Below are 15,500 nucleotides of genomic sequence, written 5' to 3'. Positions count from 1 at the left end.
CAAGCGGCACAACGCGTCGCGGGCACCTTGCGATCTCGTTGCAAGCGTCAACTCGGACCGCAATTGCCCGACCCCGATCAAATTGCAAGGCGCTGCCATATCGGTCGCCGTGTTGTGCAGAGCGTCCCTAGGCAAGGGGCAGCGTCGGTAGGTGCCTGCACCAGCCACAATCCAAGCGTGCGCGACTCCACGACCTGTTCAATGCATCGCCATCACGCAACTCGACTTGCATGATGCGTCTTCGGCGCAGGTGTCGGCATTTCACTGGCGCTCTACCTGGTGGGTCCACCTCACGCCAACTTTGTTTTGGCCTCGCTGGGTGGCAGCTCAATCTTCCTCCTTGGGCTGACTCGGGCGCCGGCGGCACAACTGCGGGCCATCCTCGGCGGTCATCTTGGCGGCGCCACCATCGGCATCGCATGCGCTCAGTTCCTGGGGTCGTCGCTGCTGGCCTACGCGCTGGCCGTGAGCCTGTCACTGGCCTTCATGCTCGCCACCCGGACGGTTCATCCGCCTGCTGGCGCCAATCCGGTCATCAAGGTCTACGTCCAGGCTCATTGGGGGGCACTGCTGAACCCGGTTCTTCTCGGAGTGTTGTACCTGGTCTGCTTGGCTGTGGTGTGGAGCCGCCTCTATCCCGGCTTGGTTCACTACCCCGTGTCACCGCTTGAGCCTTCGCCGCCGTCGTTGAACTGGGGCGGCTGGCAGTAGCTGATCGCCCGCACGCTGCGGACCGAGCGCCGACATCAAATCACTCAGGTCGATGGATTCGAAGGGTGCCAAGCCTGCCATTGCCGACAAGGGTTGGACCAAACTCGGCGAGCCCGATCCCTGGGGGGCTACAGTGTCTGCGACCGTTCTGACACGCTCTCGGGGCGAACCCCTGACGAGGTTCGGCTCGGTTCGCCCCTCGATCTGGGGAAGTCGTTGTGATCTCGGACGGCATCTACACCCGACGGAAAGTGTTCAACACCGTTGAGTCGCAACGCCGCCAGCACACGTTCACGAAGGCCATCGAACCCGTCCTCGATGAAGTCGTAGGCCCTGTTCGGGTTCGGATCGGGCGCCCCAGCAGGGCCCCACTCGTCAGGCCGCCGGACGAACGCCGTGCGCATTCCGACATCTTGCGCCGCGTTGAGGTCGAAGTTGTGGCAAGCCACCATGAGGATCGCTTGCGGCTGCAGGTTCAGCCATCGTCCTGCAGTCTGGTAAGCCTCGGCATGTGGCTTGTAGATACCGATCATCTCGCACGAGGTGATCGCGTCCCAGGTGACGCCGTTGCGGCGCGAAACGTCGACCACCAGCGCTGTGGGCAGCATGGTGAACGACACCACGGGCAGGCGTTGGCGCAGTGCCGCGAGCGCAGGCGCGAAGTCGGGCCAGGTGTCGAGCCGGTGCCATGTGCGCCAGAGTTCGTCGCACTCCACCGTCGAAAACGCCTCGAGATCAAACTCGGCGAGTGTCTCGTCGAGCACTCGCCTGTGCACGTCATCCATGTGGAACTCAGGATGCCTCTGGCCGACGATGTGCTTCATCGTCCGCCTCCGCCAGTCGTTGGCCGCCGCATGCCAGTCGCGTTCGACGCCATGGCGCGAGCCCATGTCAGTCAACGCGCGCACGAGTCCGCCATGCCAGTCGAGTACGGTGCCGCCCGTGTCGAAGGCCAGTGCCTGGATGTTCATGCGACCACTTTCGTGTGTGCGGCCCACGCCGCGCTGGAAGATGCCTTGCCACCAACAACGACCCTTGCGCAATGTCCAGGCCCGCGCCCCTGCAGATCAGCCCTTGAGTCTCTCGTTCTGCGGAAACATCGCCCGCCGCGCTTCGTCGTCCAGTTCGGCCTTGAATGCGTGGCGATCCTTCAACGCGGCAGCACGCCGCGCGGCGGGTCTCTCGTTCACTGCATCCAGCAGCCGCTTCACGTGGGGCAGTTGCTGCCAGGCTTCGGAGCCCAGCGCAAAGGGCACAGCCCGCGCCCAGCCCCAGACCGCCATGTCCAGCAGGGTGTACTGCCCGCCAACCATCCATGTACGGTCTGCCAGGTGCGCGTCCACAATCTTCCAGTGCCGCCAGGCTTCGAAGTCATAGCGGTTCAGCGCGTAGGGGTTCGGTTCCGGCGCGTAGTGCTTGAAGTGCACGCACTGGCCGGTGAATGGCCCGATGCCGGACGCCACGAACATCAGCCAAGACAGCATGGGGCCGCGATCCTGCGGCGCCGGCAGGAACTGGCCTGTCTTCTCCGCCAGGAACAGCAGAATGGCGTTGCTGTCGAAGACGGTGGTCTCCCCATCGACGATCACAGGCACCTTGGCGTTGGGGTTCAGCGCCGTGAAGGCGGCGCCGTGTTGCTCACCCTTGCGCGTGTCCACCGGGATGGCCTCGTAGGGCAGGCCCGATTCCTCCAGGAAGAGTGCCACCTTCATGGGGTTGGGTGCGAGTGAGTAGTAGAACTTCAGCATGCTGGGGCCTCGGACGATGGCTGCGGGTGCCGCGATTCTGTGAGCATCGCCTGGCCCCCGTCCAGCCAATGGAAACTCACCCGGGCTCGATGCATGGCCTGTCCCATCTCAGCGCCAGAATCGACTGGGGCGCGCCCACCGGCATCGCTCACCGCTGCGTCTGGTCCGACGACTGGGGCGCCATGACGGCGGCCCATCCAAACGTACACCTGGAGCGCCGGGTCGCCCGAGCAAAGGTTCCCGTTGCGGTGAACTTCCAGTGATGCATCCATGACTTCATCTCCCTAGCATCGGCCATGCGGGTTCGGACTTGCGAACTTCGCTCCCCACCACAGCCCTGCCAGGAGTCCGTCATGATTCAACGCCCCTTCCCCTGCTCGCGCACTGGCGCAGCCATCACCACCATGTTCGCCCTGTGCGCCTCGGCGCAGGCCGCCGTTGTCGACGTGACGGTCATGGTGCAGAACCTTGCACCCGCCAGCAGCATCAGCTTCGCGCCACTTCACGTCGGGTTCAACAACGGCAGCTTCGACGCCTTCAACCTGGGCGGCGTGGCCACCGCGCCGATCGTCTCGGTTGCCGAAGGCGGCGCCGGCGGCGCGTGGCAAGCGGCGTTTGCGACGGCCGATCCGACTGCCACGCGGGGCACCATCGGCGGCTTGCTGCAGCCGGGCGGCGCCAGCAGCCTGACCTTCCGGGTCGACACGGCACTGAACCCGTTCTTCACCTTCGGCGCGATGGTGGTGCCGAGCAATGACTTCTTCATCGGCAACGATAGCCCGACCGAGTACCGGCTCTTCGATGCGGCTGGCAACCTGAACGTGGCCACCATCGGCATCAAGGCCAGGGACATCTGGGACGCAGGTTCGGAGGTCTTCGACCCGGCCGCTGCGGCCTTCGTGGGCAACAACGGCCTGCGCAGTGACCAGAACTCCGTGGTTGCCTTCAACTTCGCCGAGTTCGCGGGCTTCAACGGCCTGGCCACGGGGGCCGGCTACACCTTCAACAGCGCCTTGACGGCAGACAGCGATGTGTACCGCATCAGCTTCGGCGTGTCGGCTGTGCCTGAGCCTGGCAGCTATGCGTTGATGGCGGCGGGCCTGATGGCCGTGGGCTTCATGGCGCGTCGGCGGCGCGTCGGCACGCAGCCGACCGACACGACCGCGCGCTGACACCCCGATCCCGTCGCTCTGTTCCAATGACCCGCCAGTGCCGCCCGGAGGCGGCGCTGGCCTCCCATGAACGAACACCTCCTGCTGGTCGAAGATGACGACGCCATCGCCGTGGCCCTGCGCCTGCATCTGGAAGACGCGGGCTACCGCCTGCACCGTGAGGCCGACGGCCGGCAGGCGATGGCCGCCATCGATCGGCAGCGCTGGGACCTGGTGCTGCTGGACCTGATGCTGCCGGGCGCCGATGGCTGGGAGGTCTGCCGCCATCTGCGTGCCCTGCATGCGGATGTGCCGGTGATCATGCTCAGCGCACGCTCGACCGAGGCACACCGCGTGCTGGGGTTGGAACTGGGCGCCGACGACTACGTGGCCAAGCCGTTCTCCATGCTGGAACTGGTCGCCCGCATCCGTGCGCTGCTGCGGCGCATCGAGCAGATGCGTTCGGCTGCGGCGTCGAGGCAGGATTTCTGCTTCGGCTCCTTCCGGCTGGACACCGTTCGGCGGGAGCTGCTGCGCGACGGCACCGTGGTGCCGCTGACCCTGCGCGAATTCGACCTGCTGCACTTCCTGCTCAAGAATCCCGGCCGCCCCTTCAGCCGCGCAGAACTGCTGCAACGCGTCTGGGGCGATGGCTTCGACGGCTATGAGCACACCGTCAACTCCCACATCAACCGGCTGCGCAGCCGCATCGAGGACAACTCGCGCGACCCCCGGCGCGTGGTCACCGTGTGGGGCGTGGGCTACCGTTTTGATCCGGAGCCCGCGCCATGATGGCGGGCCGTTCCTTCACCGCCCGCCTGTCACTGGCCTTGGCCGTGCTTCTGCTGGCCTACGGCGCCTTCGTGGCCTTGCTCGGGCGGCAGGTGGCGGCTGAACAGGAGCAGGAGTCGCTGCAGCGCCTGTCGCATGGGCTGGCCCAGCACATCGTCGGACACTGGCCCGAAATCGCCTCGCCCGATCGCGACGAGGCTGAACGCACGGCGCGTGGCTCTCTGCTGTCGATGTTGATGACGGTGAACCCAGGGGTGCAGGTCTATCTGCTGGATGCCGACGGGCGTGTACAGCACTACATCGGCGAGCCCGGCATGGTGCGGCAGCATCAGATGGACCTCGACGTCATCCGCGCCTTCCTGGCCGGCGCGCCGCTGCCGCTGCGGGGCACCGACCCCATGGGCACGGGTGTGCCGCGCATCTTCAGCGCGGCCATGTTCCCGGTGCGCCCGGGCGATGTGCGACCGCCGGGGTATCTCTACGTCGTGCTGGACAGTCCGGCGCGCGATGCCGTGGCCGCGCAGGTCGGCGCTGACCGACTGTGGCGGGGCGCCGCGCTCGCCGCAGCCACGGGCCTTCTGGTGACTCTGGGTCTCGGGCTGTTCACCTTCCGCCGCCTGACACGGCCTCTGCACCGCCTGGCCCGGCGTCTGCGCGACTACAGCCGGCGCAGCACCGGGGCCGACGCCAGTGACGGCTCGGCCGGTGACGCGCAGCAGCGCCCGGTGGGCGACGAGGTGCAGGCACTGGCCGATGCCTTCGGCGACATGACCCGGCGCATCGAATCGCAGGCCGAGCGTGAGCAGCGCCAGGTGGCCGACCACCGCGAGATGATGGCCAGCGTGGCGCACGACCTGCGCACGCCGCTGACGGCGCTGCATGGCCACCTGGAGGCATTGGCAGGCGATGCCACACCGGACGCAGCGCGCGGCGCGGCGGTGCTGCAGGCCGCGCTGGCCCAAAGCCGCAAGGTCAGCCGCCTGTCGCAGCAGTTGTTCGAGCTGGCTGCGCTGCAGTCCGACGGCCAGGCGCTGCACCGCGAACGCTTCAGTCTGGACGAGGTCGTGACCGACGCGGTGCAGAAGTTCGGCCTGCATGATGTGCAGCCCTCGGTCACGCTGCATGGCCTGCCACCGGGCCGCCTGGAACTCGACGGCGACCTGCAGTTGATCGAGCGTGCCTTGACGAACCTGATCGACAACGCCTTGCGCCACGCCCCGGGCAGCCAGCCGGTCCGGGTGAGCCTGCGCCGAGAAGGCACGCAGGCCGAGATCGTGGTGGAAGACAGCGGTCCGGGCCTGCCGGGCGAACTGCACCAGCGGCTGGACCAGGGCGTGTCGCTGCGCGACCCGCCGATCAAGCGCAGCAGCGGTGGCATTGGCGGCCTTGGTCTGGCCATTGCGCAGCGGGTGGCCGTGCTGCACGGCGGCAGCCTGCGGCCGCTGCCCGCACCGGGTGGTGGCACGCGGCTGTGCATGGCGCTGCCCCTGGCGGGCTGAAGGTCGCCGGCCCGGCACCTGACGTGCCGGGGTTGTCACGGCGCCGTGATGCACCGGGCTGCGTTGCGAAGACAGAATCCGCGCGCAGTCCACGCCCACCGCCCATGCGACCCGACGACGACCCGAACACGCAGGACCCAGCCCGCTACCAGCCGCAGCGCCAGCCCCTGGCCGACCCGCTGGCCGACATGCGCATGCGCCAGCAGCGCAGCGGCCAGTGGTCGGCACACCAGACGGCCGGACGCCGCTGGCCGGTGGCCTGTGTCTCGCTCGAGATCACCCAGCGCTGCAACCTGGACTGCACGCTGTGCTACCTGAGCGAGTCGTCGGAAGCGGTGCGCGACTATCCGCTGGAGGAGATCTACCGCCGCATCGACACCATCGTTGCGCACTATGGCCCGGGCACCGACGTGCAGGTCTCGGGCGGTGAGCCGACCCTGCGCCAACGCGATGAACTGGTGGCGATCGTCCGGCGTCTGGCCGAGCGTGGGCTGCGCGCCTCACTGTTCACGAACGGCATCCGCGCCAGCCGCGCACTGCTGGCCGAACTCGCCGAAGCCGGGCTGGTCGATGTCGCCTTCCATGTGGATACGACGCAGGAACGCGCCGGCTACCCGACCGAACACGACCTGAACGCGCTGCGCCGCGAGTACATCGAACGCGCCCGCGGCCTGCCGATCAGCGTCTTCTTCAACACCACGGTGCACCAGGGCAACTTCGAGCAGGTGCCGATGCTGGCCGCGTTCTTCGTCGCGCACGCCGACGTGGTGCGCTTTGCGTCTTTCCAGTTGCAGGCCGAGACCGGGCGCGGCGTGCTGGGTGCACGGGCCGAACCGATTGGCAACGACAGCGTCGCCGCCCGACTGCAGCAGGGGGCCGGCACGGCCCTGCGCTTCAACGTGCTGGCCGCCGGCCACCATGACTGCAACCGCAGCGCCGTGCTGCTGGTGGCAGGTGGCCGCGCCTACGATGCCTTTGCCGAGCCCGCGTTCGTGCAACGTTTCATGCGCGAAACAGCCCACCTGCGCATCGACCGCGGCACCCGCTGGAAGTCGGTGCGATCGTTGGCGGTGGCCGCCTGGGCACGGCCGGCCCTGGCGCTGACCGGGCTGGGCTGGGGCCTGCGCCTGGCCTGGCGCATGCGCGCCGGGCTGCTGGCCGGGCGCGGCCGCGTGCACAAGCTGACGCTGTTCACCCACAACTTCATGGACGCCTGCCAGCTCGACCCCGAACGCATCGAGGCCTGCGTGTTCATGGCCATCACCCAGGACGGGCCGCTGAGCATGTGTGCCTTCAATGCCCAGCGCGACGCCTACCTGCTGCGACCGCTGCAGACCAGCACCGGCACCTGGCAGCCGCTGCCGCCGGGCCACGACGCGGTGCCGACCTTTCCGATCAAATGGCTGAAGGGCCGGCCGCGGGCCCAGGCGAGGCAGCCCCGGCAGGCGGCAGCCACCGCGAAGCAGGCGCAGCCATGAGGGGGTTCGCCGCGTTGTGGGTCCTGCTGGCTGCGCTGCTGGGTGGCTGCTCGACACTGGTGCCTGCGCCTGCGGCGCCGCCATCCACGCCGCAGGCCGCGCTGGACGCCTGGGCACGTGTTCTTGACCGCTTCGTCGACGAACGGGGCGAGGTCGACTTTCCGGCGTTGGCGCGCGACCGTGCGGACCTCGACCGCTATGTGCGGCATGTCGCTGACAGTCCTCTCGCGCAGTGGCCCGACGGACCCCAGCGGCTGGCGCACATGATCAACGCCTACAACGCGCTGTCGATGTTCAACGTTCTGCAGAGCGGCATCCCGGCCACCCACGCCGGCTTCAACAAGGTCACGTTCTTCCTGCTGCGCAAGCTGGACATCGGCGGCCAATCCATGTCGTTGTACAGCTACGAGAACGACGTGATCCGGCCCTATGCCCGCGGCGAGCCACGCATCCACTTCGCGCTCAACTGCTCGGCACTGTCGTGTCCGGCGCTGCCGCGTGTGCCTTTCGCTGCGAACACGCTGGACGCCGAACTCGACCGCGAGACGCGCGCGTTCTTCGCACGGCGCGAGAACTTCCGCATCGACTCGGCCACGTCGACGGTCTGGTTGAGCGAACTGCTCGGCTTCTACCCTGCGGACTTCGTGCCGGTGGCCGCCGACAGCCTGCTGGCCTATGCCAACCGCTATGCGCCGCAACCGGCACCGCCGGGCTTCACCGTGCGCTTCACGCCGTACGACTGGACTATCGCCAACAGCCGCCGGACCGGCCGTGCGCCTTAGGACTTTGCGCGCGCCAGAGGCCCCACCAGAAGGACCTCGCCGCTCTCCAGCATGACGGTCAGCGCTGCCGCCTCAGGCACAGCTGCAGTCAGGACTGCACGCCCCGGCAGCGCGAGCGCCTGCAACTCGGCCCAATCAGCCGCCGGACTGATCAGCCGCAGTTGGCGGCCGTCCTGGCTGGGCAGGATCAGCAACCCTTGCAGCCAGGCCGCGAGGTCGATCTCGCGCGAACCGATGCGGTGGGTGCTGACATCGGCATGCAGGCGCTGGCGGGTCAGTCGCTCGCCTTCGGGCTGATAGATGTGCAGCACACCGCCGATGTGCGGCGTGTGCACGGCCGCCAGGTGGCGGCCATCGGTGGTGGGTGCCAGCCAGCGGTGGTAGCCGCCGACCGTGTCGCCCAGCGCGGCCAGGCGCAAGCCCCGCGGCCGTGCCGGATCGGCTGTCACCAGCGCCAGTTGACCGCCATCGGGGCCGGATCGCACCGTCAGCAAGCCGCGCCCAAGCGGCGCGCCTGGCAATGCCACTGGGCGAGGCGCAATGTCCTCGAACACATGCGGTGCTGGCAGGCTGAGTTCGCGCAGCACCTCCAGCCCGTGGCGTTCAAGCCAGAGCACCCGTGTCGCCTCGATCGCGTCGCCCAGCACGGCGTGGCCGTAGCGGCTGCCGTCGGGACCGGCCAGCACCGCGATGTGGCCACCGTCGCCGCGGCCGTCCAGGTCGACTTGCACGGGCCGTGCGTCGGGCAGCACCGCGTCGGTCGAACGCGCCACTTCACGCCAGCGTCCCGCGGGGTCGGCCTCGAAGCGGGCGAGATGGTGGCCCAGCGCGTCGGCTGGCCGAGCACCGGCGGTGACGACGGCCAGCACGGCCAGCGGCAGGATCAGCAGCCCGGCGTGCACTGACAGGTTTGCGGAACGCGATGGAGGCACAGTCCGCACGCGGCCGTCCCGACCACTCTCTTCGCAGACCCACAGTCCGCCGTCGGCCGTGCGCGCGGCGATTCGGCCGTGGCCCGCGGCGACGGGCGTGGCGGGATCGATCCCGTCTGCAATGCGGCGCGGTGCCTGGCCCTCCACTGACAAGGCCCACAAGCTGCCGCTGACGCCGGTCCCCAGCAGACCGGAAGGTCCGCCTGCATGCAGCTGCCGCATCGCTTCGGCTGCCAGCACGGCGCGCACGGCCCAGCGCGGCGCGTCAGCCGCCGCGGTGGCCTGCGCGCCAACCTGCCCGCTGGCAGGTCCCAGCCCGACGACACCTGCGACCAGGGCCCGGCGCCGGGTGAACCCAGGCGGGCGCAACGGGTTCACACCGCGCCGATGTACTCGCCGCGCGCCGGGTAGTTCTTCTGCAGCGCGAAGTCCAGCGCTGCCAGCAGCTCGTCGAAGTGCGGCCGCGCAAAGGGCATGGTCTGCACCGCGCCGTAGTACAGCGTGCCGTCGGGCCGCACGATGAACACGCCGGGTTCGGAGAAGTGCGCCGGCTCCTCGATGCCGATGGACGTGGTGCCGCGCGAGGTGCTGACGAACAGCCCCCACTCGCGCGCTTTGGCCAGGCTCAGGTCGTAGCCCATGCGCAGGGCAGGCGCCTTCAGCTTGTCAGCCATCGCCTGCGCCCGCTCGCGCCCGTCACTGGAGATCGCAATCACCTTCACGCCGCGCTTGTCGAACTCGGCTTGCAGGCGACCCAGTTCCAACAGGTACTTCAGGCAGATCGGGCAGTGCAGGCCGCGGTAGAACACCACCAAGGTGAAGTTCTCGGCGGCGTCGTCCGCCAGGCAGAAGCTGCCGTGCTCCAGCGTCGGCACCTGCAGGGACGGCACGGGCTGTCGCGGGATCAACGGGGACGGCAGTGGCGGGTTCGACATGTCAGGTCTCCAGATGGGGGATACGCGGCAATGTAGCGCCTTGGGTGAGATCATTGGCAGCGATTCATCTCCGTTATTCAACCATTCATCTCGGTCTTCCCTCGCATGCCCGACCGTCTGTCCGCCTTGCTCCAGCGCTTCGAACTGCACGCACGCGTGTTCCACAGCGGCGCGTTGTGCGGCATCGCCGACTTCGACGGCGGCAGCGGCGTCGGCCATCTGCACCTGGTGCGGCGCGGGCCGCTGGGCGTGGTCGACACGCGCGGGCGGCACAGCGTCGTCAGCGAGCCGAGCGTGCTGTTCTTCCCGCGCGCCGGTGCGCACCGGCTCGACGGTGGCGAGCGCGAGGGTGCCGACGTCGTGTGTGCGTCGATCGACTTCGGCGCTGGTGACGAGAACCCGCTGTTGCGCGGTCTGCCAGCCCTGTTGAGCGTGCCGCTGGCCCAGCTGCCCGGCCTCGATCTTGCCCAGCAGCTTCTGTTCAGCGAGGCACAGGCCAGCCGCTGTGGACACGGCGCAGTGGTCGACCGCCTGACCGAGGTGCTGGTGATCCAGCTCCTGCGCCATGCCATCGCGCACCATCTGGTGGACGGCGGCGTCATGGCCGGGCTGGCCGACCCGCGCCTGGCCAAGGCCATCAGCGCGCTGCATGACGACCCCGCGCGGGCCTGGACCCTGGACGCCATGGCCGCACTGGCCGGCATGTCGCGGGCCCGGTTCGCGGCGCACTTCACGCACACGGTCGGCGTCCCGCCCGGCGACTATCTGACCGGCTGGCGCCTGGGACTCGCCCGCACGTTGCTGCGCAAGGGACTGACGGTGAAGCAGGTGGCCGCCGAGGTGGGCTATGCCAGTCCGGGAGCCTTCGGGCGTGCTTTCCTGCAACGCCTGGGCAGGACACCCACGCAATGGCAGCAAGGCGACGCAGTCGCGAGGCCCTGAGCCTGCTCCGATCCCGATCGTCAGGTTCACCCAGGCATTCGGCAGCCAGGCCAGTGAACCGATCGGCTCAGACAGCATGCGATTCGTCTCGCGCGCGCCGGCCCAGGACTTGCACACTGACAATGCGTCTTCGCTGATTTCAACGAGAAAGTGGAGACATGGCCCTGCAGACAAAGACCACCGTCGGGCAGCCTGGGACGTCCAGACTCTGGCCGCGCCTGCACAGGGCCCAACTGGCGCTGGCAAGCCTTGCCATTCTTCTGCTGGGAGCCTGCAGCACGGCGCCGCCGCTCGTTGGCAACAGCCAGGCATCGATTCCGGTGCTGCGCGGCTGGTTTGAAGGCGAAGAGGTGTTCTACATCACCACCGACGTGTCGCATGCCGACGTGGCGGAAGCCAAGGGCGCCAACTTTGCACCAAGGCTTGCCGATGCCCTGCCAGTGGGCCCGCCAGTGCCGGGCCGCCGATCGTCGGTGGACAAGGTCTATGCCGTGACCAACTTCAAGCAGGAGAGCATCTTTGCATCCGCGCCCTATCCGATGGGTTCGGCAAGTCGTGACACGGCCTACAGCCCGCTGTGGCAGATGGTCAAGGTCACCTGGGCTGCTGGCAAGCACCCGCAGACGCTGAAGTCGGAAGAGGCGGTGTTGGCAGCGGTCGACAGTGGCGCAGTGACGCTGGAAGCCACCAGGGTGGTGCTGAACTGCCCCATCGTCCACCGCGGGCCCAAGGGTGCCCTGCCACGCGTGTCACTGATTCAACCGGCGCGCTGAGTCCAGTTGGCGTTCACCGTCGTCCTGCCCCGGCCTCTAGGCCAAGGGTGGGCTGCGTTCACTGACGCATTGAAGCGGCCCATCCAGGCGAAGTCCTCACGCGGTGGTGAGGACTTCCAACTGCGCGGCCGGGATGCTGGCGCACCACTCTTGCAGGATCCGAAACACTGACTTGGCGCGTGCGGGCATTCCGCTACAGGCCTGGTGCGGCCACAGTCACGGTCATGCGCCGCACCATCCGCAGCGCAGATCCACGGAGCCCACCATGCCCCACGCCTTCGCAGACATCGCCTTCACGCCTTCGGTCAAGGCCGCGCAGCAGCGCGACGGCAGCCGTGCAGGTTATGCGCGCAACTTCGAAGACGGTGCCGATGTGTTCAACGATCGGCTGGGCGAAGCCGAGACCGAGTTCATCGCCGCACAGCGCAGCTTCTACATGGCCACGGTGTCCGAGACCGGCTGGCCCTACCTGCAGCACCGCGGCGGGCCGCGTGGCTTTCTGAAGGTGCTGGACGACCGGACCCTGGCCTTTGCCGACTTCGCCGGCAACCGCCAACTGATCAGCCTGGGCAACCTGACGGGCAACGACCGTGTCGCGCTGATCCTGATGGACTACGCGCATCGGGTGCGGCTGAAGGTGCTCGGGCGGATGGCGGTTCGGGACCTGGCACCTTCTGACGAACTGGCCCAGACCCTCGTCGACCCGACCTACCGCGCACGGCCGCAACGCGCCATGCACATCCACGTCGAAGGCTTCGACTGGAACTGCCCGCAGCACATCCCCGTGCACATCGACGCCGAGGACGTGCAGCGCGCGCTGGACCAGCGCGATGCGCGCATCGCCGAGCTGGAGGCTCGGCTTGCCCAACGCGCCGCCGACCTGCCTGCATCCGGCTGAACACCCACCTACCGCCGTCGCGCCGGTTGACCGAGCGCGCCTCTGCCTGCCCGCCCCGCCCCTGCCTCGTTCGCGTGGGGACGAAGGCTCCCTGTCGCCAGCGAACCATCCACCCCCTCCAAGAGAACCACCATGTCCATCACGCTCCACGGCTTCCCACTCTCCGGCCACTCGCACCGCGTTCAACTGGCGCTGTCCCTGATGGGGCTGCCGCACCAGGTGGTGCAGGTCGACCTGAAGAACGGCGCGCACAAGTCGCCTGAGTTCCTGAAGGGCAACCCCTTCGGCCAGGTGCCGGTGCTCGACGACGACGGCACCGTGCTGTTTGACTCCAACGCCATCCTGGTCTACCTGGCCACCAAGTACGACGCCGACCGTCGCTGGCTGCCGCGTGACCCCAAGGAGCAGGCCGACGTGCAGGCGTGGTTGTCGGTGGCTGCCGGCCTGATCGCCTTCGGCCCGGCCGCGGCGCGCCTGATCACGGTGTTCGGCGCCAAGCGCGATGCGCAGGAGGTCATCGACCGTGCACACGGCTTGCTGAAGGTGATGGAGGCACAGCTGGCGACGCGCCCCTTCCTGGTCGGCCACGGCGCCACGCTGGCCGACATCGCCGGCTACAGCTACATCTCGGCCGCGCCCGAAGGCAATGTCGACCTGTCTGCCTACGCCCATGTGCGCGCCTGGCTGACCCGAGTGGAAGCCTTGCCCGGCTTCGTGCCGTTCCAGAAGACGCCGGTCGGCCTGGCGGCCTGATCGTCACACGCTGCGCCATCCCGGGAGCCGACCATGGACACCCCCATCGCACGCCACGACAACCCCTTCCATGCCGGCGAACAAGCCGTGCACGAACGGCTGGGCATCCGCGAACGCATGGTCGGCCTGGGGCAGCGTGTCATCCGCACCGCCATGCCCGAGCAGCACCAGCGCTTCTTCGAGCAGTTGCCGTTCATGCTCGCAGGCTCGGTGGACGGCGATGGCCGGCCCTGGGCTTCGGTGCTGGTGGGTCAGCCGGGCTTCGTGCAGGCCCCGGGCGCCAAGCGGCTGGACTTCCACACGCGCCCGATCCCGGGTGACCCGCTGGCCGATGGCTTGGCGCCCGGCGCACAACTGGGCTTCCTGGGCATCGAGCTGCACACCCGCCGTCGCAACCGGGTCAACGGCCATGTCGTGGCGCTGGATGCGGGCGGCTTCAGCATCGAGGTCGACCAATCGGTGGGCAACTGCCCGCAGTACATCCAGGGCCGGGAGTTCACCTGGGTGCGTGACGCTGCCGATCTGCAGCCGCGCGGCACTGAGGCCCTCACGGCGCTAGACGCAGAGGCCCAGGCGCTCATCCAGCGCGCGGACACCCTGTTCATCGCCACCCAGGCGCCCGCTGCCGCCGATGGCGCCGACGTGGCCACAGGCCGTGGTGCCGACGTCTCGCATCGCGGCGGGCGGCCCGGCTTCGTGAAGATCGAGGACGACCGCACCTTCCTCGTGCCCGACTTCACCGGCAACTTCTTCTTCATGACCTTGGGCAACCTGCAGCTCAACCCGCGTGCCGGCGTGCTGTTCATCGATTTCGACACCGGTGACCTGCTCACGCTCACTGGCACCGCCGAGGTGGTGTGGGGCGGAGACGAGTTGAAGGCCTTCGACGGCGCCGAACGGGCATGGCGTTTCCGAGTGCAGTCGGGTTGGCGTCTGCGCGAAGCGCTGCCGCTGCGCTGGGCCTTCCGCGACTGGTCGCCCCACTCGACCCTCACCGGCACCTGGGCCGAGGCCGAGGCACGCCGCGAGGTGCAGCGCCTGGCGCAGACCTGGCGGCCCTACCGGGTGACGCGCATCGTCGACGAGAGTCGCGTCATCCGGTCCTTCCACCTCGCGCCCGCCGACGGCCATGCCGTTCCGCCGTTCCAGGCCGGACAGCACCTGCCGGTCCGCGTGAAGACGGCCACGGGCGAACTGCTGCACCGGACCTACACGATTTCGCAGGCGCCAAGCGAGGGGGGTTTGCGCTTGAGCATCAAGCGCGAGGGCGTCACGTCGAGCCACTTGCATGACCAAGTGCACGCCGGCGGCGTGATCGAGGCCTTGGGCCCGCGCGGCCAGTTCACGATCGACGCGGCGCTGCGCCGACCGGCCGTGCTGATCGGAGCCGGCGTGGGCATCACGCCGATGGTGGCCTTTGCGCGCCATGTCGTCACCGAGGGCTTCCGCAACCGCCGCACGCGGCCGCTGCACCTGATCCAGGTGGCGCGCAGCGAAGACCTGCGCGCCTTCGGCGCCGAATTGCAAACGCTGAATCAGCGGGCCAACGGGGCGATGAAGTTGCACGTGGTGCTCGACGAGGGCGAAGGCGCACCGGAAGGCGCACGCCAGGGACCACTGACGCTGGACATGCTGAAGACCCTGCTGCCCTTCGACGACCATGAGTTCTTCCTTTGCGGACCGCCCGGTTTCATGCAGGCGCTGTACGACGGCCTGCGCGACCTGGGCGTGCGTGACGCGCGCATCCAGGCCGAGGCCTTCGGGCCGTCGTCGCTGAAGCGCCGACCCGACGGCGCGGCTGCCGCACCCACGCCGCCAGCACCGGCGGCGAATCAGGCAACGGTGACCTTTCTGCGCAGCGGCGACGCCGCCGAGTGGACGCCCGAACACGGCACGCTGCTGGAGTTTGCGGAGGGGAAAGGCTTGAACCCACCGTTCTCGTGCCGCGCCGGACACTGCGGGTCGTGCGCCACGCGCCTGACGGCCGGGCGCGTCACCTACGCCGAGCCCACGGCGTGGCGGCCGGCCGACGGCGAGGTGCTGCTGTGCTGCGCCGTGCCCGCGGCCGGTGGCGGTGAGCGCATCACACTGGACTTGTGAAGCCGC

Annotated in this window: 14 protein-coding genes and 1 pseudogene; 11 read left to right on the top strand and 4 right to left on the bottom strand. The window is 68.6% G+C overall.

All coding sequences use genetic code 11. From position 1 onward, the window contains the following. Positions 1–249: 249 nt before the first annotated feature. Positions 250–711: pseudogene (locus tag FFT10_RS09610) on the top strand (HPP family protein); the annotation flags it as partial. Positions 712–839: 128 nt separating this feature from the next. On the opposite strand, the gene FFT10_RS09605 reads toward FFT10_RS09610, so the two are convergent. Both FFT10_RS09605 and FFT10_RS09600 read right to left on the bottom strand, forming a co-directional pair. Then, positions 840–1,682, bottom strand: a complete 843-nt coding sequence (locus tag FFT10_RS09605; protein WP_137732563.1) for a haloacid dehalogenase type II — start codon at positions 1,680–1,682, stop codon at positions 840–842. A 96-nt stretch (positions 1,683–1,778) separates the two neighbouring features. Then, the gene (locus FFT10_RS09600) at positions 1,779–2,459 is read right to left on the bottom strand and encodes a glutathione S-transferase family protein (protein WP_137732562.1); all 681 of its coding nucleotides are present in this window, start codon (positions 2,457–2,459) and stop codon (positions 1,779–1,781) included. Positions 2,460–2,812: 353 nt separating this feature from the next. Between FFT10_RS09600 and FFT10_RS09595 the strand changes: the two genes are divergently transcribed. The 5 genes from FFT10_RS09595 to FFT10_RS09575 all read left to right on the top strand — a co-directional run bounded on the left by FFT10_RS09595 (position 2,813) and on the right by FFT10_RS09575 (position 8,161). Then, on the top strand, positions 2,813–3,631 hold the full coding sequence (locus FFT10_RS09595) for a spondin domain-containing protein (protein WP_137732561.1): 819 nt from the start codon (positions 2,813–2,815) through the stop codon (positions 3,629–3,631). A gap of 66 nt (positions 3,632–3,697) precedes the next feature. Further along, positions 3,698–4,402, top strand: a complete 705-nt coding sequence (locus tag FFT10_RS09590) for a response regulator transcription factor (protein WP_137732560.1) — start codon at positions 3,698–3,700, stop codon at positions 4,400–4,402. After that, positions 4,399–5,901 (top strand): sensor histidine kinase, encoded by a 1,503-nt coding sequence (locus FFT10_RS09585; protein ID WP_137732559.1) that lies wholly within the window; start codon positions 4,399–4,401, stop codon positions 5,899–5,901. The genes FFT10_RS09590 and FFT10_RS09585 overlap by 4 nt, the downstream gene beginning before the upstream one ends. Positions 5,902–6,005: 104 nt before the next feature. After that, positions 6,006–7,379 (top strand): radical SAM protein, encoded by a 1,374-nt coding sequence (locus FFT10_RS09580; RefSeq protein ID WP_228027028.1) that lies wholly within the window; start codon positions 6,006–6,008, stop codon positions 7,377–7,379. Continuing rightward, positions 7,376–8,161: a DUF547 domain-containing protein gene (locus tag FFT10_RS09575; RefSeq protein WP_162520732.1), complete on the top strand. Its 786-nt coding sequence runs from the start codon at positions 7,376–7,378 to the stop codon at positions 8,159–8,161. Before FFT10_RS09580 ends, FFT10_RS09575 begins: the two co-directional genes overlap by 4 nt. Here the strand turns inward: FFT10_RS09575 and FFT10_RS09570 are convergent. Together FFT10_RS09570 and FFT10_RS09565 are read right to left on the bottom strand one after the other, a co-directional pair. Beyond that, positions 8,158–9,471, bottom strand: coding sequence for a hypothetical protein (locus FFT10_RS09570; protein ID WP_228027027.1), 1,314 nt, complete (start codon positions 9,469–9,471; stop codon positions 8,158–8,160). The genes FFT10_RS09575 and FFT10_RS09570 overlap by 4 nt on opposite strands. Then, on the bottom strand, positions 9,468–10,028 hold the full coding sequence (locus FFT10_RS09565) for a peroxiredoxin-like family protein (RefSeq protein ID WP_137732557.1): 561 nt from the start codon (positions 10,026–10,028) through the stop codon (positions 9,468–9,470). Before FFT10_RS09565 ends, FFT10_RS09570 begins: the two co-directional genes overlap by 4 nt. Before the next feature lie 105 nt (positions 10,029–10,133). On the opposite strand from FFT10_RS09565, the gene FFT10_RS09560 reads away from it, so the two are divergent. From FFT10_RS09560 to FFT10_RS09540, 5 genes are all read left to right on the top strand, one after another. Beyond that, on the top strand, positions 10,134–10,970 hold the full coding sequence (locus FFT10_RS09560; RefSeq protein WP_137732556.1) for an AraC family transcriptional regulator: 837 nt from the start codon (positions 10,134–10,136) through the stop codon (positions 10,968–10,970). A 158-nt stretch (positions 10,971–11,128) separates the two neighbouring features. Further along, positions 11,129–11,743: a DUF7482 domain-containing protein gene (locus FFT10_RS09555; protein WP_137732555.1), complete on the top strand. Its 615-nt coding sequence runs from the start codon at positions 11,129–11,131 to the stop codon at positions 11,741–11,743. Positions 11,744–12,008: 265 nt separating this feature from the next. Further along, complete coding sequence (locus tag FFT10_RS09550; protein ID WP_137732554.1) at positions 12,009–12,641, top strand: pyridoxamine 5'-phosphate oxidase family protein; 633 nt, start codon at positions 12,009–12,011, stop codon at positions 12,639–12,641. A 138-nt stretch (positions 12,642–12,779) separates the two neighbouring features. Further along, positions 12,780–13,394 carry a glutathione S-transferase family protein gene (locus FFT10_RS09545; RefSeq protein WP_228027038.1) on the top strand — a complete coding sequence of 205 codons (615 nt, stop codon included), beginning with the start codon at positions 12,780–12,782 and terminating at the stop codon, positions 13,392–13,394. Positions 13,395–13,427: 33 nt separating this feature from the next. Next, entirely contained in the window at positions 13,428–15,494 is a 2,067-nt protein-coding gene (locus tag FFT10_RS09540) for a pyridoxamine 5'-phosphate oxidase family protein (protein ID WP_137732552.1), read from the top strand. Positions 15,495–15,500 lie beyond the last annotated feature (6 nt).

Source organism: Pseudaquabacterium pictum (assembly GCF_005403045.1).
In the GTDB taxonomy this organism is placed as follows: domain Bacteria; phylum Pseudomonadota; class Gammaproteobacteria; order Burkholderiales; family Burkholderiaceae_C; genus Pseudaquabacterium; species Pseudaquabacterium pictum.
The sequence above is the reverse complement of the archived record's forward strand: the minus strand, read 5'-3'. Positions and strand labels throughout refer to the sequence as shown.

Coding starts and splice junctions, on each gene's coding strand:
- FFT10_RS09575 (WP_162520732.1), top strand. CDS start 7,376: ATGAGGGGGTTCGCCGCGTTGTGGGTCCTGCTGGCTGCGCTGCTGGGT.
- FFT10_RS09540 (WP_137732552.1), top strand. CDS start 13,428: ATGGACACCCCCATCGCACGCCACGACAACCCCTTCCATGCCGGCGAA.
- FFT10_RS09580 (WP_228027028.1), top strand. CDS start 6,006: ATGCGACCCGACGACGACCCGAACACGCAGGACCCAGCCCGCTACCAG.
- FFT10_RS09550 (WP_137732554.1), top strand. CDS start 12,009: ATGCCCCACGCCTTCGCAGACATCGCCTTCACGCCTTCGGTCAAGGCC.
- FFT10_RS09605 (WP_137732563.1), bottom strand. CDS start 1,682: ATGAACATCCAGGCACTGGCCTTCGACACGGGCGGCACCGTACTCGAC.
- FFT10_RS09565 (WP_137732557.1), bottom strand. CDS start 10,028: ATGTCGAACCCGCCACTGCCGTCCCCGTTGATCCCGCGACAGCCCGTG.
- FFT10_RS09600 (WP_137732562.1), bottom strand. CDS start 2,459: ATGCTGAAGTTCTACTACTCACTCGCACCCAACCCCATGAAGGTGGCA.
- FFT10_RS09590 (WP_137732560.1), top strand. CDS start 3,698: ATGAACGAACACCTCCTGCTGGTCGAAGATGACGACGCCATCGCCGTG.
- FFT10_RS09555 (WP_137732555.1), top strand. CDS start 11,129: ATGGCCCTGCAGACAAAGACCACCGTCGGGCAGCCTGGGACGTCCAGA.
- FFT10_RS09595 (WP_137732561.1), top strand. CDS start 2,813: ATGATTCAACGCCCCTTCCCCTGCTCGCGCACTGGCGCAGCCATCACC.
- FFT10_RS09560 (WP_137732556.1), top strand. CDS start 10,134: ATGCCCGACCGTCTGTCCGCCTTGCTCCAGCGCTTCGAACTGCACGCA.
- FFT10_RS09585 (WP_137732559.1), top strand. CDS start 4,399: ATGATGGCGGGCCGTTCCTTCACCGCCCGCCTGTCACTGGCCTTGGCC.